General features: G+C 32.4%; 20 protein-coding genes, 1 riboswitch and 1 other annotated feature. Of the genes, 4 read left to right on the top strand and 16 right to left on the bottom strand.

All coding sequences use genetic code 11. From position 1 onward, the window contains the following. Positions 1-130: 130 nt before the first annotated feature. From BMZ74_RS05805 to adhE, 6 genes are all read right to left on the bottom strand, one after another. Positions 131-556 (bottom strand): ferritin-like domain-containing protein, encoded by a 426-nt coding sequence (locus tag BMZ74_RS05805; RefSeq protein WP_089860966.1) that lies wholly within the window; start codon positions 554-556, stop codon positions 131-133. A 170-nt stretch (positions 557-726) separates the two neighbouring features. Next, a complete protein-coding gene (gene ribA, locus BMZ74_RS05800) occupies positions 727-1,917 on the bottom strand; it encodes a GTP cyclohydrolase II (protein WP_089860963.1) in 1,191 nt (396 codons plus the stop codon). 22 nt (positions 1,918-1,939) lie between these two features. Next, positions 1,940-3,079 carry a bifunctional diaminohydroxyphosphoribosylaminopyrimidine deaminase/5-amino-6-(5-phosphoribosylamino)uracil reductase RibD gene (gene ribD, locus BMZ74_RS05795; protein WP_089860961.1) on the bottom strand — a complete coding sequence of 380 codons (1,140 nt, stop codon included), beginning with the start codon at positions 3,077-3,079 and terminating at the stop codon, positions 1,940-1,942. Between the two features lie 119 nt (positions 3,080-3,198). After that, a riboswitch (FMN riboswitch) is annotated at positions 3,199-3,314 on the bottom strand. A 138-nt stretch (positions 3,315-3,452) separates the two neighbouring features. Further along, positions 3,453-4,727: a hypothetical protein gene (locus BMZ74_RS05790; protein WP_089860959.1), complete on the bottom strand. Its 1,275-nt coding sequence runs from the start codon at positions 4,725-4,727 to the stop codon at positions 3,453-3,455. Positions 4,728-4,766: 39 nt separating this feature from the next. Then, the gene (locus BMZ74_RS05785; RefSeq protein ID WP_089860957.1) at positions 4,767-6,410 is read right to left on the bottom strand and encodes an NAD+ synthase; all 1,644 of its coding nucleotides are present in this window, start codon (positions 6,408-6,410) and stop codon (positions 4,767-4,769) included. A 257-nt stretch (positions 6,411-6,667) separates the two neighbouring features. Then, complete coding sequence (adhE, locus tag BMZ74_RS05780) at positions 6,668-9,262, bottom strand: bifunctional acetaldehyde-CoA/alcohol dehydrogenase (protein WP_089860955.1); 2,595 nt, start codon at positions 9,260-9,262, stop codon at positions 6,668-6,670. 487 nt (positions 9,263-9,749) lie between these two features. Between adhE and glnA the strand changes: the two genes are divergently transcribed. The 4 genes from glnA to BMZ74_RS05760 all read left to right on the top strand — a co-directional run bounded on the left by glnA (position 9,750) and on the right by BMZ74_RS05760 (position 14,058). Then, on the top strand, positions 9,750-11,084 hold the full coding sequence (gene glnA, locus BMZ74_RS05775; protein WP_089860953.1) for a type I glutamate--ammonia ligase: 1,335 nt from the start codon (positions 9,750-9,752) through the stop codon (positions 11,082-11,084). Between the two features lie 269 nt (positions 11,085-11,353). Continuing rightward, a complete protein-coding gene (gene nadE, locus BMZ74_RS05770; RefSeq protein ID WP_089860951.1) occupies positions 11,354-12,151 on the top strand; it encodes an NAD(+) synthase in 798 nt (265 codons plus the stop codon). A 138-nt stretch (positions 12,152-12,289) separates the two neighbouring features. Then, positions 12,290-13,630 (top strand): ammonium transporter, encoded by a 1,341-nt coding sequence (locus BMZ74_RS05765; protein WP_089860949.1) that lies wholly within the window; start codon positions 12,290-12,292, stop codon positions 13,628-13,630. Between the two features lie 89 nt (positions 13,631-13,719). Next, entirely contained in the window at positions 13,720-14,058 is a 339-nt protein-coding gene (locus BMZ74_RS05760) for a P-II family nitrogen regulator (protein WP_089860947.1), read from the top strand. 95 nt (positions 14,059-14,153) lie between these two features. Here the strand turns inward: BMZ74_RS05760 and BMZ74_RS05755 are convergent, their stop codons facing one another. The 10 genes from BMZ74_RS05755 to BMZ74_RS05710 all read right to left on the bottom strand — a co-directional run bounded on the left by BMZ74_RS05755 (position 14,154) and on the right by BMZ74_RS05710 (position 26,183). Beyond that, positions 14,154-16,451 (bottom strand): diguanylate cyclase domain-containing protein, encoded by a 2,298-nt coding sequence (locus BMZ74_RS05755; protein WP_089860945.1) that lies wholly within the window; start codon positions 16,449-16,451, stop codon positions 14,154-14,156. Positions 16,452-16,468: 17 nt separating this feature from the next. Continuing rightward, entirely contained in the window at positions 16,469-18,412 is a 1,944-nt protein-coding gene (abc-f, locus tag BMZ74_RS05750) for a ribosomal protection-like ABC-F family protein (protein WP_089860943.1), read from the bottom strand. A gap of 41 nt (positions 18,413-18,453) precedes the next feature. Beyond that, on the bottom strand, positions 18,454-19,326 hold the full coding sequence (locus BMZ74_RS05745; protein ID WP_089860941.1) for a DegV family protein: 873 nt from the start codon (positions 19,324-19,326) through the stop codon (positions 18,454-18,456). Between the two features lie 74 nt (positions 19,327-19,400). Further along, positions 19,401-19,688 carry a ribosome assembly RNA-binding protein YhbY gene (gene yhbY, locus BMZ74_RS05740; RefSeq protein ID WP_089860939.1) on the bottom strand — a complete coding sequence of 96 codons (288 nt, stop codon included), beginning with the start codon at positions 19,686-19,688 and terminating at the stop codon, positions 19,401-19,403. Positions 19,689-19,737: 49 nt separating this feature from the next. Beyond that, positions 19,738-21,009, bottom strand: coding sequence for a GTPase ObgE (gene obgE, locus BMZ74_RS05735; protein ID WP_089860937.1), 1,272 nt, complete (start codon positions 21,007-21,009; stop codon positions 19,738-19,740). An 87-nt stretch (positions 21,010-21,096) separates the two neighbouring features. Continuing rightward, complete coding sequence (rpmA, locus tag BMZ74_RS05730; RefSeq protein ID WP_089860935.1) at positions 21,097-21,375, bottom strand: 50S ribosomal protein L27; 279 nt, start codon at positions 21,373-21,375, stop codon at positions 21,097-21,099. A gap of 82 nt (positions 21,376-21,457) precedes the next feature. Continuing rightward, positions 21,458-21,769: a 50S ribosomal protein L21 gene (gene rplU / locus BMZ74_RS05725; protein ID WP_089860933.1), complete on the bottom strand. Its 312-nt coding sequence runs from the start codon at positions 21,767-21,769 to the stop codon at positions 21,458-21,460. 15 nt (positions 21,770-21,784) lie between these two features. Next, positions 21,785-21,866 (bottom strand) — a sequence feature (ribosomal protein L21 leader region). Positions 21,867-21,932: 66 nt separating this feature from the next. Further along, complete coding sequence (locus BMZ74_RS05720) at positions 21,933-23,615, bottom strand: Rne/Rng family ribonuclease (protein ID WP_089860932.1); 1,683 nt, start codon at positions 23,613-23,615, stop codon at positions 21,933-21,935. Positions 23,616-23,620: 5 nt separating this feature from the next. Then, positions 23,621-24,319 (bottom strand): TIGR03936 family radical SAM-associated protein, encoded by a 699-nt coding sequence (locus BMZ74_RS05715; protein ID WP_245750829.1) that lies wholly within the window; start codon positions 24,317-24,319, stop codon positions 23,621-23,623. Continuing rightward, positions 24,306-26,183 (bottom strand): TIGR03960 family B12-binding radical SAM protein, encoded by a 1,878-nt coding sequence (locus BMZ74_RS05710; protein ID WP_089860928.1) that lies wholly within the window; start codon positions 26,181-26,183, stop codon positions 24,306-24,308. Before BMZ74_RS05710 ends, BMZ74_RS05715 begins: the two co-directional genes overlap by 14 nt. Positions 26,184-26,196 lie beyond the last annotated feature (13 nt).

The raw sequence follows: 26,196 nt of genomic DNA, 5'->3' as shown, positions 1-26,196 counted from the left end.
TAAATTTCCAAATTATATTATATCGAATATAGGCTGGTAAATCAATTATTCTTAATAAAAAAACAGATAGCTTAATAAAAGCTATCTGTTTAACTAAATAATTATAATTAAGTTTTATTAAAAATAATCTTTAAGCAAAAAATCTATCAAGAATTCCCTGCAGCATTTGAGCATGGCGAGCTTCATCACGAGAAGACTCATTAAAGTAAGCTGCAACAGCTTCCAGACCTAGTTTTTCTGCTTTATCAGCTGCCCCTTTTTTACCTTTGTTAGCACCCTGCTCACCTTTAAGCATTTCTTCGATATTTTCTTTAGTACTTTCAGAAATCATGCCATTTAGTTCTGCAAAATGAGAAGCATGCTCAGCTTCTTCCCAGGCAATTCTTTTAAGAACTTCAGCTACTTCTGGATAACCTTCACGCTGTGCCTGTCTTGCCATTGCTAAATATAATCCTGTTTCTTCTGTTTCACCAGCAAAATTCATCTCTACTGCCTCAGCAACCTCAGTTTCTTTTGCTATACCTAATTCTACTTCATGATCAAATTTTAAATCCATTATGTATTCCCCCTAAAATTATTTTGATTAAAAAAAGCTTATCAGTAATCATTACTAAATATATTATAAACAAGAAATCCTGAAGATGCAAGCTAAATCTAAAAGTAATAATTTTCTGAAAATTATTACTGACCATATCTCTTCCGATATGGCCGCTACAATCTACCTATTTAATGATCTAAATTTAATAAATGACCCATTTTTTCTTTTTTAGTTTTTAAATAAAATTTATTTTCGGGGTGGGGCTCCATTTCAATTGCTACTCTTTCAGTTATTTCAAGACCATAGCCAGCTAAACCTACAACTTTAGTTGGATTATTAGTTAATAATCTAATTGTGCTTAAGCCAAGATCAGTTAGAATTTGAGCTCCAATTCCATAATCTCTAAGATCAGGTTTAAAACCTAAAGCTACATTAGCTTCAACTGTATCAAGTCCTTCATCTTGAAGCTGATATGCTTTAATCTTATTTACCAACCCAATTCCTCTCCCTTCTTGGCGCATATAAAGTACTACACCTGCTCCCTCTTGTTCTATCGTTTTTAAGGAAGCTGCCAACTGTTCTCCACAATCACATCTATTTGAGCCAAAAATATCACCTGTTATACATTGAGAATGGACTCTTACTAGAACATCCTGCTTTTGCTCAATATCACCTTTTACAATTGCAATATGTTCTTTATTATCAAGTTGATTAGTATAGATTTTAATCTTAAATTTACCATAATCGGTTGGTAATTCTGCCTCTGCGGCTAAATTAACTAATTTTTCATTTTGTTTCCGGTATTTAATTAAATCTTCCAACGTAAGCAGATCGAGTTTATGTTGAGCAGCAAAGTCTTTTAATTCTTTCAATTTTGCTGCTTTACCCTGTTTATTTAAAATCAGACAGCTAACAGCTGCTGCTTTCAGTTTAGCAAATTTAGCAAGGTCAGCTGCTGCTTCAGGATAATCTGCTTTTCTTAAAACTCCTCCTGGCTGTGCAGCTCGGGGTAAGATATGGCCGGGAAAAGTAAAATCTTCACGGACAGCATGATCAGAAATTAATCTTTTAATGGTCTTCAGCTGATCACCCGTTTTAGTTCCAGTGGTTAGGTTTTTTAAGGCTAGAGTTGAAAAAGAATCAGTCTGAGCAGCAAATTTTTCATCTGCAAGAGGAAGATTTAAATTTTTTAATTTTTCTTGAGGCAAAATCAAATTAACTATTCCGCCCGCTTCTCTGGACAGAAAGCTAAGTTTATTTTGATCAAGTTTTTCAGCTGCACCGACTAAATTTCCAGAATTTTCTTCGCTTTTATCATCAACTATAATAACCCATTTACCTGCTTTAAAATTAGCAATTGCTGTTTCTACATTATGCATAATAATTCTCCTTTCTCAATAATCAGTTCTTATTTTTAGCAATCAATAAAATATTATCATCCAGCATTTTATATTCAATAATTTTCAAATCAATTGCGTTAGCCATTAATTCGGGGCCAGAACCACAAAAGGAAGAAATACCATCATTACCACCGTAAATTCTGGGAGCAATAAAATAATAGTATTTATCGACTAAATTTTCCTGTAAAAAGCTACAGCTTATTCGAGCTCCTCCTTCAACAAGCAAGCTTGATATACCACGACTGTGCAATAAGCTTAGAACTTCTTTTAAATCAAAAAATGTTTTATTTTTTAATTCCAATTCAATTAGTTCTACCTTTGCTTTATTTTGCAGGGCTTTTATTTTATCTGTTAACTCTCCAGAAGTATTTTTGAGCTTTTTCGCAGATGTTATTAATAGAGTTTGAGCATCCGAATTTTGATTAATAATTTTTGCCGAAAGTGGAATATCAAGCTGAGGATCAAGTACTATTCTTTCTGGATCAGAAGCTGGTTGATCTTTAAGTCTGGTAGTTAAAATAGGATCATCGGCCAAAATTGTACCTATTCCAACTAAAATTGCATTTACTTTATTTCTTAATTTATTGCTTTCATTTCTTGCCTTAGCATTAATTATCCACTTTGAATCTCCAGTTTTACTGGCAATATAACCATCAAGTGTTTGAGCTTTTTTTAAATAGACAAAAGGATAATCAGTTTTTATATATTTTAAAAAAGTTTCATTTAACTCAACTGCTTCTTTTTTAAATAGACCAAGTTCAACTTTTATACCAGCCTTTTTTAAAGCTTTCACTCCCCGACCAGAAATTTCTGGATCAGGGTTAATCATTGAAATAACAATCCTTTTTATACCAGAATTAATTATTGATTTAATACAGGAAGGTAATTCTTGCGGTTTATAACAGGGTTCCAGATTAATATACATAGTAGCACCTTTATTTTTTTTATTGCCCATTTTTAAAGCTTGAAGCTCAGCATGTATACCTTGATATGACTTATAATATCCTTCTCCAATAATTTCACTATCTTTTACAATTACTGTACCTACCATTGGTCCTGGAGCAACTTTTTTTTCGCCCAATTGCGCCAACCAAAGTGCTCTTGACATATATTTCTGATCTGCTAAAGAAAAATTATCCATCATATTACCCTCCTTTATTAAGTGGTTTTTTAGAATAAATGACTATAAAAACGCAAAAGTCCCTCCAGTATGGAAGGACTTTTAAATATTCAAATAAAAATATTAAATATAATGCTAGATAGCTCTAACTCCCTTCCAGACTTTACTGTCGGTTCTGCATTACATCAGATCTGTCCCTGCGGACTTGTGGACTATTACCACCGGTAGGGAATTGCACCCATCCTCGCTAGCATATTTAATTTTAAAGTAAATTAGTTTAGCTGTTTTTAATTATTTAAGATAAGCTAAATACTAAATTTAGTTTAGCATGATAGACTAAACTTGTCAAAACAAATCTAAGTTAGATAACTTAATATAAATTGTATAATTAAAATTATTGATATTGTAAATTATTAAGTTCACCCCAGAGATCAATAATATAATAACCGTCTTCATCCTGCCTAAATCTTTTATTTAAGATTAACTGAAGCAGATAATTCAGCTGCTCAGCTAACTTATTTTTGGGTAAATAACGTAAGTTTAAATTACTAAAATATAATTGTGAATTTTGATAAAGATATTCAGTTTTCGCTTCAGCAGTAATTAAAGAAGAATCAAGTTTAAAATTTCCTTTGCCCTCCGGACGCGAATAATCTTGGCTGGCTGTAAGCTGATCAATTTGAAATTCGATATTTTGAGATTGATCAAGCAAATTAAAAGAAAAATTATTAAGTTCATCATTTAATTGATCACTTAAAACAAAATAAACATCATTTGCCTCAAAATTATATGCAAGTGAATTAAGCAGATAGTTATTTTTTCCCTCCGGATAACTGACTGCTAAATTACCACTTGTAGTCAACTGTCCTAATTGCAGCTGCTTAAAAGTTTCATTAGCAGTAAATTCCAATTGTTTCCCTGCCAATAAAAAATCATAATTACCGGTTAAATCTAAAAATTTAAATTTCTGCTGAGTCTGATTAAAATCAAGCTTTGTTGTAAAATTAAACATTAGACGAATAATCTCATTACTTAAGTCAAATTGCTGTAAATTAAGCTGCTGGTTAGAACTCGTATAAGCTAGATCAAATTTAAAATCATTAAAAGAGCGCAGTTTATCCCAACTATTTTTTGTTAAAGCAAAATCTCGATAATAAGGATAATTATATGCTAAATTTTCTGCTTTAAAGCTAAGATTATGATCTTTATTTAAAATATTTTCTAATTTATCCGGGCTAACATTATCAAGGTCTCCCTGATAATTTAATTCTACATTTTTAAAGTTAATTTGATAATTACTAATTAAGTTATAGTAATTAAGCCTTTTTAAATAACTTTTAAAATTTTTATCAAGTTGAAATTCATCATATTTAAGATAATTAAATAATTGTTTCCAGCTCAAATTAATAGTTGCTGACTCTAAAGTTAACTTAAATTCGGCTGGATTAATTAAAGTTAACTTTTCAACTTCAATCTTCCTTAATAATGGGTTTACTTTAAACTTTACTTCTTCAGTTTGATAATTAAGCTTATTTAAATACATAGTTAAATCAAAATTTAATTGCTGAGCAATTCTTTGACCATAATAAATGTTTAAAACAAAAATAGCAGCAGCCAGTAGAAAAAGAAGCAACAGATAAATTGAGGCAGTCTTAAAAAATTTTTTCATTTAGGAGCCTCCTAAAATATTTATTATTTAAAGACAATATTAGTGATGAGAATTATACCGAGCTGCAATTGGCATTCGCCGTCCTGTGCCAAAAGCTTTTGAGGTAACTTTAAGTCCAGGGGCAGCCTGACGTCGCTTATACTCATTTCGATCAACAAGACCAATAACTCTTGCAACAATTTCCTCATCAAACCCAATCTGACAAATTTCTAATTGAGAAAGGCCCTGGTCTATATAATGATAAAGTATTTTATCAAGAATATCATAAGGAGGTAAACTATCTTCATCCTTTTGATCTGGACGCAGTTCAGCTGAAGGTGCCTTAGTAATAATCGCAGCCGGAATTATTTCCTGGTCACGATTAATATACTTAGCTAACTGATAAACTAGAGTTTTAGGAACATCAGAAATAACACTAAGTCCACCACTCATATCACCATATAAAGTACAGTAGCCAACTGACAGTTCACTTTTATTGCCAGGACTTAAAACAAGATAAGAAAATTTATTAGATAAAGCCATTAAAATATTTCCTCTAATTCTAGCCTGAATATTTTCTTCAGCTACACCAGAATCAGTATCAGCAAATTCCTCATCTAAAGCACTAAGATAAGCTTGAAAAGGTTCTAAAATAGAAATTTCTTTAAACGTTATTCCCAAATTATAACTGAGAGCTCTAGAATCTTCTACACTCCCACGAGAAGAATATGGCCCAGGCATTGTAACTGCAATTACATTTTCTGACCCCAGAGCAGCTCTAGCTAATGAACAGGTGACTGCAGAATCAATCCCACCTGAAAGCCCAATGACAACTTTTTTAAACCCACATTTATATAAATAATCTTTAATTCCTAACACTAAAGCATTATAAACCCCTTCTATCTCTGCTAAAGGATGATAATTAAAAGACTCAGCTTTGGCTAAATTAATAGTTTTAGTAACTTCTTTAAAAGAATCAAATTGAGTCAGAAGCTCTCCCTGTTTATTTAAAACGAGGCTACTGCCATCAAAAATTAATTCATCATTACTTCCAATTTGATTAACCATTACAAAGGGGATTTTATATTTCTGGACATGATTTTTAATAATTTGATAACGAGTTTGATCCTTATTAATTACAAAGGGGGAGGCAGAAATATTAATTAAAATAGTTGCTCCCTGCTTGGCAAGCTCAGCAATTGGATCAGCTTCATAACGCTGTCGTTGCCATAATTCTTTTAAATTCCACATATCCTCACAAATAGAAATTCCTAGCTGCTCTCCTTTAAAAAGAAATGTTTTTATTTCTGAAGCAGAATCAAAGTATCTTGCCTCATCAAAAACATCATAAGTAGGTAAAAGTGTTTTATGCTGTTTAAAAATCATTTCTCCCTGATAAAATAATAATGCTGAGTTATAAAGGCCTCTCCCCATCTTCTTTTCAGTTTCAGTTGGAGCTCCAACTAAAATACCGGCTTCTATAGTCCGGGAAAAAGCTTTAATTTCTGTTAGGGCTGAGTTAATTTTTTTAATAAACCATGACTTTAATAATAAATCACGAGGTGGATAACCAGTCAAAAATAACTCTGGAAAAATAATTAAATCTGTAGCTGCGTCTGCTTTATGAGCAGCTTTTTTTAATTTTTCTAAATTACCATCAATATCTCCAATAATTGGATTAAGCTGAGCTAGTTCTATTTTCATTATTTTAACACTCCATTAGTTATAAAATTTAAACTTAATTTATTTAAAATATCAGGCAGATATTTTAATTTTCATATACTTATTGTTATTTTTTAAAGTTACAATTATTAATTAAATAATTCAACATTTTAGCCTTATTTCAGCTCAATTATATGTTAGTTATAGTCAATTTGTCAAGATTTGAAAGCAAAACAAAAAGATGCTCTGGGGAGAGCATCTTCCTGTTTAGAGTATATTTTAGCATTTGGGCAAATTTATTATAAATCTCCTTGATAAGCCTTTAAATATAGCTCTTTTATTTCGGAGATTAATGGATAACGTGGATTTGCTGCAGTACATTGATCATCAAAAGCTAACTCAGACACACTGGCAATCTTTTGATTGAATTCTTTTTCTGAAACTCCAGCTTCTTTGATACTGGCCGGTATATCAAGCTCTTTTTTCAAGTCCTCTATTGCCTGAATTAAAAGATCAACTTTTTCTTCATCACTATTACCACCAAGATTTAAATGATCAGCTATTTTGGCATAATTAGTTTTAGTTAGTGGATATTTATATTGAGGAAAAGCTGCCTGTTTTACAGGTCGATCACTAGAATTATATTTAATTACCTGATTTATCAGCAAAGCATTCGCTAAACCATGAGAAATATGGAAAGCTGATCCCAACTTATGAGCCATTGAGTGGCAAATACCTAAAAAGGCATTAGCAAAAGCCATCCCAGCTGTTGTTGCAGCATAATGAATTTTCTCTTTAGCTTTTCTAGCTTCAGAACCGCCATGATAAGATTCTGGTAAATATTTAAAGATCAGTCTAATTGCTTCAAGGGCCAATCCTCTAGTATATTCACTTGAAAGAACAGATACATATGCTTCAATTGCATGTACAAGTGCATCAATTCCAGAATGAGCTGTTAAGGTTTTAGGCATCGACAAAACAAGATCGGGGTCAACAATTGCCATATTAGGAGTTAATTCATAATCAGCAATTGGATATTTAACTCCAGTACTGTCATCAGTTACTACTGCAAAAGGAGTAACTTCAGAACCAGTTCCGGAAGTAGTTGGGATTGCTACTAATTGAGCTTTGTTACCAAGTTCAGGAAATTTATAAATTCTTTTTCTAATATCCATAAAAGTCATTGATAATTCCTTAAACTCTGCTTCTGGATGCTCATAAAGCAGCCAGGCTATTTTAGCAGCATCCATCGGAGAACCTCCACCAAGTGCAATAATTAAGTCTGGATCAAAACTATTCATCTGTTTAACTGCTTTTCTAACCATAGAAATTTCTGGATCAGGTTCTACATCAGAAAAAACTCGATAATTAACACCATGTTTATCTAATACATCTGTTACTCGATCTGTATAACCTAATTTGGCAAGTGGTTTATCTGTCATAATAAAAGCACGTTTTTTATCTTTTAGTTCAGCTAAAGCAGTTGGCAGAGCACCATATTTAAAGTAAATTTTTTCTGGAACTCTAAACCAGAGCATGTTCTCTTTTCTTTCAGCAGTTGTTTTGATATTCATTAGATGTTTTACCCCCACATTTTCGCTAACTGAATTTCCTCCCCAGGATCCACAACCTAAAGTAAGTGATGGCTCTAATTTAAAATTATAGATATCACCAATTGCTCCCTGAGAGGCTGGCATATTAACCAGAATTCTACCAGTTTTCATTTCCCTGCTAAAATAATCTTTTTTGTCTTCATTGATTGGATCAGTATAAAGAACTGAAGTATGACCAATCCCACCAAATCTAACTAATTCAACTGCATTTTTAACAGCTGCTTTAAAATTATTTGCTTTATATAAAGCAAGGGTTGGAGATAATTTTTCATAAGAAAATGGCTCTGCTGCACCAACTTTATTAACTTCTGCAATTAATATCTTAGTTTCTGGAGCTACTTTTATACCAGCCATTGCTGCAATTTTAGCAGCACTTTGGCCAACAACTTTTGCATTAATATGTCCATCTATTAAAAGGATATCTGCCAATTTTTTATGCTCTTTTTCGCTTAATATATATGCTCCTCGATCGATAAACTCTTTCTTTACTTGCTCATATACATCTGCTAAAACTGTTACAGATTGTTCAGAAGCACAGATTACTCCATTATCGAAAGTCTTACTCATTAAAATTGAACTAACTGCCATTTTTAAATGAGCTGTTTCGTCAATAATTGCCGGTGTATTACCAGCACCAACCCCAAGGGCAGGTTTACCAGACGAATAAGCGGCCTTAACCATACCTGGTCCACCGGTTGCCAGGATAAGATTAATTTTAGGATGCTGCATCAAATGCTGCGACAATTCAATAGATGGTTTATCTATCCAGCCAATAATATTTTCTGGAGCACCTGCTTCAATAGCTGCTTCAAGAACAGTCTTAGCTGCTTCAATTGTACAATTTTTAGCATTTGGATGAGGGGAGAAGATAATTGCATTTCTAGTTTTTAGTGAAATTAATGATTTAAAAATAGTGGTTGAAGTTGGATTAGTAACAGGAACAATACCAGCTAAAATTCCAATTGGTTCAGCAATTTTCTTAATTCCATAAGCATGATCTTCTTCAACTACACCACATGTCACTTCATCTCTATATTTATTATAAATATATTCTGAAGAAAAATGATTTTTAATTACTTTGTCTTCCATAATTCCCATTCCAGTATCTGCAACAGCTATTTTAGCTAATTCAATTCTTCTGTCATTGGCAGCAATAGCTGCTCTTCTAAATATCTCATCAACTTGTGCTTGACTATAGCGAGAATATTTTCGCTGAGATTTTTCTACAGCATCAATCAACTGATTTAATTCTTCTACATTACTTACTTTTTTAATCTTCATTTATTATCCTCCTTTTGGATAGCTTATAAGTTTATTGTGAAGATTATAACAAACTTCTTTAAAAAAATATTTTTCCTCTTTACAATAAAATTAAGAGCAATATTATTAGCTTTAAAACGGCAAATATGCTCTTTTATTTAATCACTATCAATAGAATATCAGAGTTATTTACTTAACACAAATCTTAAAGTGTATAAATTCACATTATAAAAAGCCTTTAAATTAAATTAACTCTCTTTTTCTTGATATTTCATAGACCAACCCTTATTTTCTTCTTGTTAATTGATTAAATAAATAAGTTATATTATATCTGTATACAAGTATTTAAATTAAGTTGATTTTATGATATTATTAGTATAGTTGCTTAAATGACAGGCTTAATGACTATTTATATTTATTTTTTTTATCTATTGACTGAGTCAGAAAAAGAATTTATACTGATAATCAGTAATCAAAATGAAAATTTTATAGGAGAGTGATTTTTATTATGTCAAATTATACTAAGGAAGATATTTTAAAACTGGCTGAAGAAAAAAATGTTAAATTTATTAGAATGCAATTTACTGATATTCTGGGTATAGTTAAAAATGTAGCTATCACAGTTAAACAACTTGAAGATGCTCTTGATAACAAAATAATGTTTGATGGTTCTTCAATAGATGGTTTTACCAGAATTCAGGAATCAGATATGTACTTAAGACCAGATTATGATACCTTTACTATTTTCCCCTGGCGTCCAGCTGAGGGTGGAGCTGTTGCTCGTTTAATTTGCGATGTTTATACTCCAGATGGAAAACCATTCTCTGGTTGCCCAAGAAATGTACTTAAAAAAGCTTTAAAAGAAGCCGAAGAAATGGGCTTTGATATGAATGTTGGTCCTGAACCAGAATTTTTCCTATTTCAACAAGATGAAACTGGTGAAGCAACTACTATCACTCAAGATGATGGTGGATATTTTGATTTAGGTCCTATTGATAAAGGAATCAATGCAAGAAGAGATATAGTACTTGCTTTAGAAGAAATGGGTTTTGAAGTTGAAGCTTCTCATCATGAAGTTGCTCCTGGTCAGCATGAAATTGACTTCAAATATGCTCCTGCTTTAAAAACTGCTGATAATATTGGTACTTTTAAATTCGTTACTAAATCACTGGCTAATGAACATGGCTTACATGCTACTTTTATGCCCAAACCTATTTTTGGTGAGAATGGTTCTGGAATGCATGTCCATCAATCTTTATTCAAAGATGGAGAAAATATTTTTTATGATGAAAGTGATAAATTAGGTTTAAGCCAGGCTGCTTATTACTATATTGGCGGTTTATTAAAACATGCTAAAGCTATTGCAGCTATCACTAACCCATCTGTTAACTCATACAAACGTCTTGTACCTGGTTATGAAGCTCCTGTGTATGTTGCCTGGTCAAGTGCTAATAGAAGTGCTTTAATTAGAATTCCTGCTGCTCGTGGTAATGGAACTAGATTAGAATTAAGAAATCCTGACCCAACTGCAAATCCATATCTGGCAATAGCTGTTATGTTAAAAGCAGGTCTTGATGGAATTAAAAATGAAATTGAACCACCTAAAGAAGTACTGGAAAATATTTATGAAATGTCTGCAGATCGCAAAAATGAGTTAGATATTGAAAGTTTGCCTGCTAATATTAACGAAGCAGTTGACTTATTATTAGAAGATGAAGTTATTACTAGTGTTTTAGGTGATCATGTTCTGGAACACTTTGTAGCTGCTAAGAAAGCTGAATGGGATAGCTACAGAACTCAGGTTAGTCAATGGGAGTTAGATAGTTACTTAAATACATTCTAAAACTCATTTAAAATTCAGATTACTCCCCTATTTAATTTGAATTTTACTGCTGAATAATTAAAGTAGAATAAAACTAAACTAGCTTAAATTTAGTGCTGAAAATATTTTTTAGTAGTTAAATTTATGACCTGAATTTATAAACCTTCCAATTCCGATTGGGAGGTTTTTGTTTTTTGGCTTTGATATATAATTCTTATAATTAAAAAATTAGATTGGGAAAACTACACTTGTTTTAAAAAATACTTATTAATTAAGAAAGGATGAAGAAAATGTTAGATAAAAATTATAATAAAATTGCCAGCAAGTTAAGCGGTTGGATTAAAGATAAGGTTGAAAAATCTGGTGCAGATGGTGTAGTGAGCAGTCTTGATGGTCAAATAAATTCTGCAGTTACTTCTCTTCTCTGTCAAAAAGCCTGTCCTGCTAATAATTTAACTATTATAATCTCAATTGATAATGCTTCTGAAAAAAGAATTGATGCAATAACCCATGCTGAAAAACATCATCTTAATTATAAAGATCTTAATTTAAAAAATACCTATCTATCTCTAATTAGCTCACTTAATAAAGATGATGAACTTAAATTTGAACAAATCGCACAATCTAAACTAGATAAAAATTCAACTGAAAAAGAAAAAAATTTTACGGACAGAAAAACATCTGCTTTAAAAAATATTATAGCTCGTCTCAGAATGACAAGTCTTTACTACTACGCCAATCTTAACAATTATCTGGTAGTTGGTAATAATGATCAAAGTGAAATAAAGCTTGGCTATTTCACAAAATATGGTGATGGCGCTTTTGATATTGATCCCCTGGCTACTTTGGTAAAATTAGAAGTTAAAGGAATGGCTAGAAGCATGGAGATAGATAGTAAAATAATTGCTAAAACTCCTACAAATGCAATCTGGCCCCAAACAATCTCTGAACAAGATTTTTTAAGCTATCGAGATACTGATTATTATTTTGCGAATGGAGAAGCAAAAGCAGAAGTAAAAAACAAAATCCAAAAAATACAAATTAAAAACAAACATAAATCTTCTCCTCCACTTACTCCAAACTTTTAGTTATCTATTAATTTTTCAATAATTATAAATAAATATAATGTATACAACTATATTACGACCAAATCGCTTGCTTTCTTAATAAAAAGTTTTATATAATAACTCATAGTTAACGCAAACCTAACACAAGGAGGACTTTCTATGAGTATGAGAGAAATGAGGAGTAAATTTTTTAAAACATGTTTAACAGCAATAATAATGGTTATCTTATTTAGCGGTTTTGCCCTGGCACAGGACGATCTGGCGGCTGCTAATTCAGTTGCTATTGATACAATCTGGACTTTAATTGCAGCTTTTCTGGTTTTCTTTATGCAGGCCGGTTTTGCTATGGTTGAAGCAGGTTTTACCAGAGCTAAAAATGCAGGGAATATCATTATGAAAAATATGATGGACTTTGCTTCTGGTTCTTTGGTTTACTGGATCTGCGGCTTTGCCTTTATGTTTGGGGCTGGTAATGGCTTTATTGGCCAGACAGGGTTTTTTCTACATGATACTTTTGCTAATCTAGGACTTGATATTCCTGTAGCAGCATTTTTTATTTTCCAGACAGTTTTTGCAGCTACTGCTGCCACTATTGTTTCGGGAGCTATGGCTGAAAGAACTAATTTTTCTGGTTATCTAGCCTATAGTGTGGTGATCAGTGCTTTTGTTTATCCTGTTGTTGGTCACTGGATCTGGGGTGGAGGCTGGTTAGCAAATATGGGAATGGTTGATTTTGCTGGCTCTACTGTTGTTCACTCTGTTGGTGGCTGGGCTGCTCTAGCAGGAGCTATTGTTTTAGGACCAAGAATTGGTAAATATAATAAAGATGGTAGTGCAAATGCTTTACCAGGTCATAACTTACTAATGGCTGCTCTTGGTGTCTTTATTCTCTGGTTTGGCTGGTTTGGATTTAACCCTGGTTCTACTGTAGCTGGTACTGACTTAAGCATTGCTTCTATTGCTGTGACTACTAACCTGGCTGCAGCGGCTGGTGCTACTCTTTCTATGGCTGTGAGCTGGATTAAATATGGTAAGGCAGATGTAAGTATGACTTTAAACGGTGCTTTAGCAGGTCTGGTTGCTATTACAGCTGGTTGTGCCAGTGTTGGTAACTTTGCTGCTATTATAATAGGTGCTTTAGCAGGAATAATTGTTATTTATGCTGTAGAATTTTTCGATAAATTACAGATTGATGATCCAGTAGGTGCTGTGTCTGTACACGGTGTTTGTGGAGCTTTTGGAACTCTTGCTGTTGGTTTTCTGGCCACTGATGGAGGACTATTATTTGGCGGTGGATTTGATTTATTATTAACTCAAATTATTGGAGTTGTTACTGTTTTCATCTGGGCTTTTGGTCTAGGACTTATTCTCTTTAAAGCTATCGATGCTGCAATCGGGCTTAGAGTATCTGAAGCTGATGAGATTGAAGGGCTTGACTTCTCTGAACATGGCACTCATTCTTATCCAGATTTTATGATCAATGCCAAAGCAGACAAGTAGTAATTTTAATGATAAAATCTAAGTGGAGTCAATTGTTTTGAAATAAAGATAAAACTCCAAAAATAAATCAAAACCAGAGGTGATTAATAATGAAAAAGGTAGAAGCGATTATTCGTCCAGATAAAACCGACAGATTAATTGACAGTTTAGAAGCAATTGGAATTAATGGTTTAAATATTACAGAAGTACAGGGCTATGGTTCTCAGAAAGGTCAAACAGAAATGTACCGGGGAGTTACCTATCGCATTAGACTGCGCAAAAAAATTAAAGTAGAAACAATTGTAGAAGCTGAAAAGTTAACTGAAGTTGTCAAAGCTATCAAAGAGGCTGCTCAAACTGGTGAAGTTGGTGATGGCAAAATATTTATCTCTGAAATAGAAAATGCTATCAGAATCAGAACCGGGGAAGAAGGTACAACAGCTCTTTAATATAATTACAGATAATATTATTAAATTCAAATAAATAAAATAAGATTATAATAAAACCCTGCCTCAGTGATTTTCCTTCTCTCCTGGCAGGGTTTTTATTTTATTTTAACTACATTTTTCATTATTTTAATAAATAATTCGACTAACTCAGGATCAAACTGGCTGCCAGAACAAGATTCTATTTCTGCCAAAGCAGCAGATTTACTTAAAGGAGCTTTATAACTCTGCTTATTAGTCATTACATCGTAAGCATCAACAATTGCAATTATCCTGGCTAAAAGGGGGATTTCTTCTCCTTTTAAACCTCTCGGGTAGCCGCTGCCATCCCAAAACTCATGATGTGACAAAACTTCTCCTGAAATATGAGAAAATTCTTCAGTAGCATTTAAAATTCTATGACCAACTGCAGGATGATTACGAATTATTCTCCACTCTTCCTCAGTTAACTCAGTTTTTTTATTCAAGATAGATTCAGGAATAACAGTCTTACCAATATCATGTAGTTTCGCAATCAAAATTAGTTTATTTATTTCAATAGTAGATAGCTGCATTTTTTTAGCTATTTTAATTGCTAGTTTAGCCATTCTAGTTGAGTGCTGACCTGTTTCCTGACTTTTTTCACTAAGTGTTCTTAAAAGTGAATTAACAATATTGCTTTTAACACTCTTACTCTCGGTAAGCTTATTTTTATACATAATCTCTTCCGCCTGATCTAAAATATCAAAAATATTTTGATAAACTTCACTTTTAATGGCAGAACCTATTGCAGCTGATAAAGGAATTTTACTACCGGCTTCCAATAAATAATTATCAGCAAGTTTAGTATTGATTCTAGAAATTACTTCTTCTAAATTTTTCTGTTTTGTTTTAGGCAGAAGAATAACAAATTCATCTCCACCCCAGCGCACAACTATGTCACTATTCCTACAGCTATTTTTTAAAATAGCTGCCATCTTTTGCAGTAAATTATCGCCAGCTAGATGCCCATAAGTATCATTAACTAATTTTAAACCATTCAAATCAATCATAATTACTGATATTGGCAAATTATCTTTACAATCAAAGTCATTAATCTCTTTTTCCATAAAAGAACGATTATAAAGCTCTGTTAAGCTATCATGATAACTAGCATACTTTATTTTTGCCTCTTGTCTTCTCTGCTCTGTAATATCTACAGCCGTACAGACAATCGCATCAACTTTATTGTCTTCATTTAAAATTGGAGTTTTAGTCACAGCAAGAGTTCGTAAATCACCTGTATGATTTTTTATTTTTTCTTCAACATGATATTTTTGTTTTGTTTCAAAAACAAAACGATTACTGGCTAAACAACTTTGAATAGATTTATCTTCTTGCATAACTTCGGTAATTTTTTTACCTCGAATCTCTTCTTTGGCTAATCCTAAAAACTCTGCTCTTGCTTCATTTACAATACCATAATGATTAATATCATCAGCAAACCAAATTTGAATATCTATACTATCAAGCAAAATTTTTTGCTTATTCAATAGATCTACGACCTGTTTTTCAATCATAACCTTATCTGTTATATCAGTCTGAATTGAGACTATACCAATACTATTATCAGGCAGATTAATTTTTTGTTCCTGTAAATAAAGATACTTTTCTGTCGAAAATTTATCTTGAGAAAAAATTCTCTGGCTTAAAATATTATCAGCTAAAATTTTTTTAATATCTTGACGAGCATTAGCACTATTGTTTTCAGGAACCAGAGTTTCAAAAATACTACTTCCAATTAATTCACTTTTAGTAAATCCAGTTATTTGTTCAAGTTCTTCATTAGCTTTTAAAATAATTCCCTGTTCATTTTCTATTAAAACACCCACTGGCAAAATATCGATCAGTTTAGAATAGTAATCATTTAAATTACTATTGAAATTATTCTGATAAATAAGCTTAAGATTACTCTCAATTAAGTTAATTGCAAATTCTATTTGATTTAAATTACTGGTTTTCCAGAGTGAACAGTCTCGACTATAAAATGAAAGCACAGCAAAAATTTTGCCCTGCGGCCATCTTACAGGTAAACCAAGGTAAAAAATATCATCAGCAGCTAAATCTGAATTAATATAAACTTTTTCAGCTATTTTCTTTTTTATTCTTTGATCTTCTTGCTCAAGACAGTCAGAAAACTGTTGCGTAATTATAGTTAATTCATCTATTGCTATTTCCTGCTGATCTTGAAAAGCACGCCCCAGGTATTTGTAATCAGCTGATTTCAATTTATTTAATAAAACTATATCACTAAAGTTTGAACTAAGCATCATTTCAAGTAACTGCTGCCACTGTTCGATTATATAATCTGGAATCAATATTTCAACTGGTTTCATATTTAATTGCTCAATAATTTTGTCCATTTGTTTACCTTTCAAATTGACTTAAATAAAATTTATACTAACTCTTCCCATTCAAGATAAAGTTGATCCAATAAGTTATTTTTTGAATCATAGTCTGATTTTAAATCATGCAGTAATTGATAATCATCAAGATTATCTTCAGCAGTCATCTCTTTTTCTATTTCTTTTAAATCTTTTTCCAGCTGATTAATTTTTGCTTCAATTTCAGAAATTCTCTTTACCCTTTGCATTTCCTGGCTGCGAGCTTCTTTTTGGGCTTCATAAGCAAGTTTACCTGCAGCTTCATTTTCTGTAGCTTCATTTTCTGCAGTTGAATTATCAGCTACTTGCTGTGCTTTTTTATTTTTATAATAACTATAATCACCAAAATATTTTGTTAGTTGACCTGACTCTAATTCATAAATGTAATCAATAACTTTATTTAAAAAATAACGGTCATGGGAAACTATTAAAACTGTTCCTTGATATTCCTGTAAAGCTATTTCAAGAACTTCTCGTGATGGTAAGTCAAGATGGTTTGTAGGCTCATCTAAAATCAAAAAATTATAATTACCACTCATTAATTGTAATAATCTTAAACGACTTTTTTCGCCTCCACTTAACTGCTTAACTTTTTTAAACACATCATCACCAGTAAATAGAAAAGAAGCTAACATATTTCTGGCAGTAGAATTTGTTACAGCTGTTTCTCGCTGGAGGGCTGTAATTAAATCATCTTCTGGATTAAATCCTTCAAATTCCTGTCGATAAAAGGCAGGATAAATATTACTTCCAATTTTAATTTCACCCTGATCAGGATTTAATTCACCCATAATTAACTTTAAAATAGTTGATTTGCCAGTTCCATTGTCACCGATAATTGCAGCTTTTTCCCCGCGTTGTAAAAAAATATTTAATTCCGAAAAGAGCTGGTTATCAGAAAAAGACTTAGCAAGTTTTTTAATTTCCAGAACATCATTCCCACCACGGGTTTCAGCAGCTAAATCAAGTTTCATTTTTGCGCCTTGCAGTCGTGGCTTTTCAATTCTCTCAATTTTATCAAGTCTTTTCTGCATAGCTTTAGCTCTTTTAAACATTTTTTCACTATCTCGAGACCGTCCCCAGATATATAGTCTCTCAATTGCTTCTTCTAAATCAGCAATCTTTTTTTGCTGATTTTTGTATTCGTTTAAACGCTGCTGATAACGTTTTTCTCTTTCAGTCAGATAATAGCTGTAATTACCAGCGTAATTTTCATTTTTACCCTGATTAATTTCTATTATTCTATCTACTGTATGGTCAAGAAAATATCTATCATGAGAGATAATCAATAAACTTCCCTGATAAGAATTCAAGTAATCTTCCAGCCACTCAACAGATTTTAAGTCAAGATGATTAGTTGGTTCATCAAGTAATAATAAATCCGGTTCCATCAATAATAATTTTATTAAACCAACTCTAGTCTTTTCTCCTCCACTTAAGTTAACTAGCCGGCGCGAATTAATTTCTGTTTCACTAAAACCAAGTCCAGCTGCAACCTGCCTAATTTTACTTTGATATTCATAACCAATTCCTTGCTCAAATTCATGCTGTAATTTGCTGTATTCTAGCATGGTCTTTTCTAAAAGCTCAGTTTTTATTTTGCCACTATCAACATCTTTACCCTGATTAGCAATTTTATTTTCTAAAAACTGCAATTGCTTAATCTGTGCTTTAACTTCAAGAAAAACTTCTTCTAATTCTTGATAAATTGTAGCTTGATCATCAAAATCAGGCAGCTGATCTAAATAAGCAACTTCTATATCATTCCTGAGTGAAATATTACCAGCGGAATATCCTTCCTGCCCAGTTATTATCTTAAACAAGGTAGTTTTTCCAGAACCATTAGGTCCAATTAAAGCTACCGATTCACCCTGGTTAATATTAAGTGAAAAATCCTTTAAGATTACTTCAATTCCATATTCTTTTTTTAGTTTACTTATATTTAAAATAGACATTTTTATCACACATTCCCTAAAATAATATAAAGTGATACAGATTAATAAACTACAGCATCAGCAATTTTTTCTGAGTTTTGATAAACTACAGCTAAAGTACCAGGACCAGCATGAGAGCCAATTGCAGAACCAATTTCACTCATTAAAATATTCTGGGGAGCAAATCTTTTTTCCAATTCATGTTTTAAGTTTATAGCATCCTCTTTTATCTGTGAATATGTTATAGCTAAAGTTTGCTCAGCCGGATTATCAGCTTTTTTTTCAATCTCATTTATTAAATAAGAAAACATTTTTCTTTTACCTCTTACTTTATCATAAGGTAAAATCTCACCATCAATAATATGAAGAATGGGCTTAATATTTAACACACCTGCCATAAAAGCTTGTGCTTTAGAAATTCGGCCACCTTTTTTTAACATTTCCAAGTCTCCAACTGCAAAAACATGTTCTAAATGAGAAGCACTATTTATTGTTTTAGTAATTACTTTTTCTAATTCAATTTCCTTTTCTAACATTTGGGCGGCTTGACAAACCAATAAGCCCTGTCCGACAGAAGCAGCCTTGGTATCAATAACAGTCACTCTATCTGTTGCAAGCTCTTGTTTGGCCATTACTGCCGATTCTAAAATACCACTTAACTTTGAAGAAAATGCAAACACTAAAATATGGTCATAAGAATCAAGATATTTTTGATATGTCTCTTTAAATTTTTTTGGAGTTACACGCGATGTTTTTGGTAAAACATTTTTGGTTGATAAAATTTTATAGAAATCTGCTGGCATCAAATCTAGGCGATCATAATACACCTGGTTTTCAATATTTACCGGGATATTTAATAAGCTAATATTATATTTTTTAACTATTTCTGCCGGTAAATCAGAGCAGCTATCGGTAATTATTTTTATTTTTTGCATAGAAATTCCTCCCTGATCAACTTTCCCGGAGTTATCTTTAATATCTATTTTATCTTCTATCTAAAAAATATTAACTAAATATTAAATTCAGAATCTTCATCACTCTGTCTAAAAAGCACAGCAATACCACCAATAACCTGAACAACTTCCGCTGCTGTCGCAGTAGCTAGTTCTTGAGCACAAGATTTTGTAGTACGACCTGTAGTTTCCAGTATTCTTACTTTTAATAATTCATGATCAGTTAAAGCTTGATCCAGCTGTTCAATAACAGATTCACTAACTCCGTCTTTTCCAACATGGACAATGGGATTAAGCCGATTAGCTTCTGCTCTGAGATAACTTCTTTCTTTACCTGATAACATAATTTAATCTCCTTTCTGTAAAAAACTTATTAATAAGCTAAAATATTAATTACTCAATATAGTCAAACTCCAGAGGGCCAATAACTACTGTATCACCTTCCTGGACTTCATTTTTATCCAATAAGTCATTTAATCCATGATGCTTTAAAACTCGCATCAATCTCTTGACAGCAGCCTCATTATTAAAATCAGTTTTTTCAAGATAATTATCAAGCAAACTGCCCTTTAGTTCAAATTTATCTGCTGCCAACTTATCTAGATATAGTTCATCAACAAAATCAGGCCTAATAATTATTTCTTCTGCCTGAATAATTTCTCGGTCAGGAATTTCAGCTAATGCTTCACCAAGATAATACATTAATTCCTGACAGCCTGATCCTGTTGCAGCAGAAATCGTAAATACCTGATAACCTTTTTCAGTCAGCTTCTCTTTAAGCTGCTGTAATTTTTTTTCATCAACAATTAGATCAATTTTATTTAAAGCTATTATCTGAGTAAGTGAAGCAAGATAATCATTATACTGCTCAATTTCATAATTTATTTTTTCAAAGTCTTCTAGAGGATTTCGGCCTTCAATCCCGGCGGCATCAATAACATGAACTAATAATTTAGTTCTTTCAAGATGCTTTAAAAATTCATCCCCTAGTCCTATTCCCTGATGAGCTCCTTCAATTATACCAGGGATATCAGCCATTACAAATGACTTGTAATCTCCATATTTAACTACTCCTAAATTTGGATGTAGAGTTGTAAAATGATAAGAAGCAATCTTTGGTTTAGCCTGAGATACTTGAGAAATTAAAGTTGATTTACCAACATTAGGATAACCAACCAGACCTACATCAGCTAATACTTTTAATTCTAATCTTATCTTTTTAAATTCACCTTTACCACCTTTTTCAGAAAAACGAGGAGCTTTACGAGTTGATTTTTTAAATCTTGTATTTCCCCGTCCGCCTTTACCACCTTTAGCAACTACATACTCAGCTCCACTTTCTTTTAAATCAGCTAAAAAATCATTTTTATCTGCATCATAAACCATTGTTCCTGGTGGAACTTCTAAATAAAAGTCATTCCCATTTTTACCGTGTTGATTTTTACCAGACCCATTTTGCCCTTTATCTGCCTGATAAATATTATTATATCTTAAATCAGCTAGAGTGTTAAGACCTTCATTAACCTGCAAAATAATACTACCACCATCACCACCATCACCACCATCAGGACCACCCTGATCAATGTATTTTTCGCGACGAAAACTGACAACACCATTCCCACCATCTCCAGCCTTAACTTTAAACTCTACTTCATCTATAAACATAATTTTCACCTCCATTTAAATTATTTTTATCAATTACAGTTAAAAAAACCCTCAGCACCAAAAGGGCTGAGGGTTTTTTAAAACAAATTAATTAGCTAATACAGCTACTTGATCTTCTGTATAAACACTAATTTGACGATTTTTCCTGCCTTTTCTTTCAAATTTAACATAACCGTCAACCTTGGAGAATAATGTATCATCACTACCACGGCCAACATTTAAACCAGCTTTAAATTTAGTACCTCTTTGACGTACTAAAATACTGCCAGCAGAAACAAATTCACCGTCAAACTCCTTTACACCAAGCCGTTTAGACTCACTATCACGACCATTCCGTGAACTACCAACACCTTTTTTCTGGGACATCTACTCCACCCCCTCAGTTAAGATTTTATATATTCAGCAGATAAACCAGTCTTAACAGGCTGTTTATCCAATTATATTTTAATTAAGCATTAATTTCTTCAATTAAAACTCTAGTGTAAGGCTGTCTATGACCAGTTTTTTTACGATATCTAACTTTTGGCTTATATTTGAAAACAATAATTTTCTTATCTTTACCTTGTTCAATTACTTTTCCTTTTACAGTAGCTCCTTCAATCAAAGGAGAGCCTGCTGTTAAGCCATTATCATCAGCTACAGCTAAAACTTGATCAAACTCTACATTTTCACCTTCCTCAGCAGAAAGCTTTTCAATTTTTATAATCTGATCTTCTTCAACTTTATATTGTTTACCACCAGTTTTAATAATTGCATACATAGTTTAAATACACCTCCCTCACCTCAGACTCGCCGGATAAGGTACTCTTTTTTAACTAAAGAGATTTGCAACCTGTACCGTGCGGTTTTGGCGTCTTCCTATTCGGAAGACTGGATAGCTCCAAATATAAATTTTAGCATAAATAACTTCTCCAGTCAAGTTTTTATGCTAAATGTGCTCTGGCGTAAGTTCGGTGCATATCATCAATTATAATTTCCACCTGATTATCAACCATATTACCAGCACCGTTTACAATAATAATATAACCATCAATTCTTGCTATACCAGCACTTTCATTACTTGCGTGCCTATCTTCAATTTTTACAGTAATTCTATCCCCAGCATCAAGATCAAGTACATCCGGCTGGAGATCTTCTTTGCTGCCTTTTTCAATAATTATATCCTCATATCTCAATTCAGCATTACCACTAATAAAAATATCAAGTCCAAATTTATTCTCTAGTTCCTGTAATTTTTCTCCTCCAGAGCCAATTAAGACAGCTGCTACTTCAGGATGTAATTCTAATGAAACAGCCGGATAGCGTTTTCTACTTATTATTTCATCAATTTTTCTAATTACCTTCATTGCTACAGTTGATTCAGATAATACTTTACCTGTTCCACCACAAACAGGGCAGTCTTTTTGCATCAATGAACCAAAGCCTTCTCTAACTTTTTTTCTAGTCATTTCCAATAAGCCAAGCTGTGTAAATCCAAGAATAGATGTCTTAGTTCTATCTTTTGCAAGTTCATTGGCAAATAAATCAGTTACAGACTGCTGATCAGAAGGATTATTCATATCAATAAAATCAATAATTATAATACCACCAATATCTCTTAATTTAATCTGCCTTGCTATTTCAGCAACTGCTTCTTTATTAGTTTTAACAATTGTATCCTGCAGATTTTTTTTGCCAGTAAATTTACCTGTATTTATATCAATTGAAACAAGAGCTTCAGTTTGGTCAATTACTAGATAGCCACCAGACTTAAGCCAGACTTTTCTCTGGAGTAAACTCTCGATTTCTTTTTCAATATTATAGGCAGCTAAAATAGGAATATTTCTCTGATAAAGAGCAATTCTATTTTTTAAATCAGGAGCAAAAGTTGAGGTTAAATCAATTAGTCTCTGATAATCATTTTTATCATCAACAACTACTCGATCAATATTTTCATCTAGATAATCACGAATTAAATTTTTTAAAAGATCTTCTTCCTGATATAAAATATCAATATTATTTTTCTGAAAAAAACTATTTCTAATCTGTTTCCAGGTACCAGAAAGAAATTTATAGTCATTCTCTAATTTATTATAACTTTCATTATGAGCATTAGTTCTAATGATTAATCCTTCTTTACCACTTTTTAAATCTTGAGCAATTGATTTCAAACGATCTCTTTCTTCTTCATTATTAATTCTTCTGGAAATTCCAATTTTATTGTCAGAAGGAATATAAACAAAAAACCGACCCGGCAATGAAATTTTACAGGTAACTTTAGCTCCTTTAGTTCCCATTGGCTCTTTAACAACCTGAACCATAAGCCACTGGCCTGGCTGTAAAACATGTTTTATATTTAAAGTTTTCTGACTTAATCTTTTCTTTTGATCATTATTTAAAATTGGATATAAATCATTTAAGTGAATAAAAGCATTCCGGGCAATTCCAATATCTATAAAAGCAGCCTGCATACCAGGTAAAACATCCTGTACTCGACCCCGATAAACATTGCCTGCTATTTTATGATAAGTATCTCTTTCAAAAAATAAATCTTCTAAAGAGTTATTATTTAATAAAGCAGCTCTTCTTTCTCTATATTCTGAGTTAATTATAATTTGTCTACTCATCTAGCTCAACTCCCAATAATTTTTTCTGCGTAGGGAGGATAAAATTCTTTTCCAGTATTTACATATACCCCTTCTCTAACTACCTGAAGCGGAGAAAAATCTTTGATTTCTGGATATTTATTTTGTAAAGCTCTGTGCAATTCTTCTGGCCTTACATTTCCTCTACTACCAGTTACAACAGAAAATTCCCACTTTCCTGCACTTAAAACTTCTGCTGCAAAAATTCTCTGTTTAAGATCAATTTCCCTATCAGATTTCTTTCTCCTGTGCCTAATTATCATAATCTCTTTTGAATTCATGAAATCAGCCAGCATCTCTTTTTCTTCAGCCAGACTGGGTGAGTTACTATAACTAAAAGTAATTTGATAAATTGCAGTATCTAATAATGAAGAAAGTGATTTAATATTGTCAGCAATCTGAACAGCTTTAATAAATTTTAGATCAGTTGGTGAAACTTTATTTAAGCGTTTTATTAATTCAGCTGGTAAGATCTCTGCTGTTAATTCAAGATCAAAATATTCTCCCTGACTAATTAAACCAACTGCCAGCGGAGGACCGACAGCAAGATTAATTCTGGGATTATATCCCTGGCTAAAAGCAACTGGCAGTTCTGCCCGGCGAAAAATTCTCCGCAAAGTTTTAATTACTTCCAGATGAGAAATGTACATTAGCTTCTCCAGTTTAGCAAATTTAACTCTGTACATCATTTTTACCATCACCTACCAGCTCAAGCTTAACAGCAAAATTACCACAAATTGCACAACCCTGACAATTGTCAAATCGGCAGTCTTGAGTTAATTCTTCTAGTTTAGCTTTTTTATATTCAGCAAGTAAAAACTTTTTAGGAATCCCAATATCAATTTTTTCCCAGGCAAAAATTTCTGATTCACTTCTTTTTCTTAAATAATCAGCTGGAGAAATATTATGTTCCGCAAATGCCTCTTCCCATAAATCAGAATCAAAACATTCGTACCAGCCTTCAAAACGACTACCTTTCTCCCAGGCAGATCGAATCACTTTACTTAATCTTCGATCACCTCGGGCAATTACACCTTCCAGTTTAGAAAGTTGGGGATCATTCCAGCTAAAATTAAACCCACGCCCAACAATATTTTCCCGGAGATAATCATGTTTTTTTATAATAGTTGCGATATCGTCCATCTTAACCCACTGAAAAGGAGTAAATACTTTAGGTACAAAAGTAGATACACTAACAGAAACTTCAATCCTACGCATTCTTTTTTTACTGTTTCTTCTAATTTTTTGACCAAGATCACGAATATCTTTAGCTAATTTAGCAATGCCAGCAATATCATCCATAGTTTCAGTTGGCAGTCCAATCATAAAATATAATTTTATTTTAGACCAACCATTTTTAAAGGCTGAACTGGCAGCCTGAAAAATGTCTTCTTCTGTAACATTTTTATTAATTACATCTCTCAAACGTTGGGTTCCTGCCTCTGGCGCAAAAGTTAAACCAGTTTTCCTAACTTTATGAACTTCTTCAGCTAATTCAACCGAAAATTTATCTACCCGCAGTGAAGAGAGGGATACGCTTATTTTCCTATCACTAAAATGATCACTCATAGTTTTAACTAGCTCTTTAGCTGCAGTGTAATCCATTGTACTTAGTGAAGTTAAAGATATTTCATCATAACCAGTTGATTTTAATGCCTTTTCTGCCAGATCAATGAGCTTTGGAATACTTCTCTCCCGAACAGGCCGATAAGCCATTCCAGCTGCACAAAAACGGCAGCTTCTCGTACATCCTCTCGAAATTTCTAAAACTACACGCTCATGAACCGTATCACGATATGGGACAATAAAGTCAACCGGATAAAAACTTTGATCAAGATTTTTAACAACTTGTTTTTTAATAGTTGCTTTGCAGCCATCAGCTGCTATCAGCTCTTTAATACTGCCATCGTCATTATAAATTTCTTGATAAAGAGCAGGAACATAAATACCTGGTAATTTATTTAATTTTTTTAAAATAACGTCTTTTTTCAGACCTAAATTTTTTAAATTTTTATATTCTCTCAGCAGATCAATAATTATTGCTTCTGCTTCACCAATGAAAAATAAATCAATAAATTCAGCCAGTGGTTCAGGATTAAATACTGTAGCACCGCCAGCTATTATTAAGGGATCATTTTCCTCACGATCAGCAGCTAAAAGTTCTAAACCACTTAAATCAATCATATTAAGAATATTAGTATAGCTCATTTCATATTGAAGAGTAAAACCTAAAATATCTAAATCTTTGATTTCATGATATGATTCTAAAGTATAAAGCGGTATAGACTCTTTTCTTAGCAATTCTTCCATATCTGCCCAGGGGGCATAAACGCGCTCAGCAAGCATATCCTCCTCTTTGTTTATTAAATGATACAAAATTTTCAATCCCAAGTGTGACATACCAATTTCATAAACATCTGGAAAAGCCAATGCCACTTTTAATTTATCGTCAGTCCACTTTTTCTGAATAATATTCCACTCATTTCCAGTATAGCGTTCTGGACTCGATATTTTATATAAATTTTCATTAATTTTTCTTTTAAACTGCAAAAAACCACCTCAT

The organism is Halanaerobium salsuginis, assembly GCF_900114545.1.
Classification (GTDB): Bacteria; Bacillota; Halanaerobiia; order Halanaerobiales; family Halanaerobiaceae; genus Halanaerobium; species Halanaerobium salsuginis.
The sequence above is the reverse complement of the archived record's forward strand: the minus strand, read 5'-3'. Positions and strand labels throughout refer to the sequence as shown.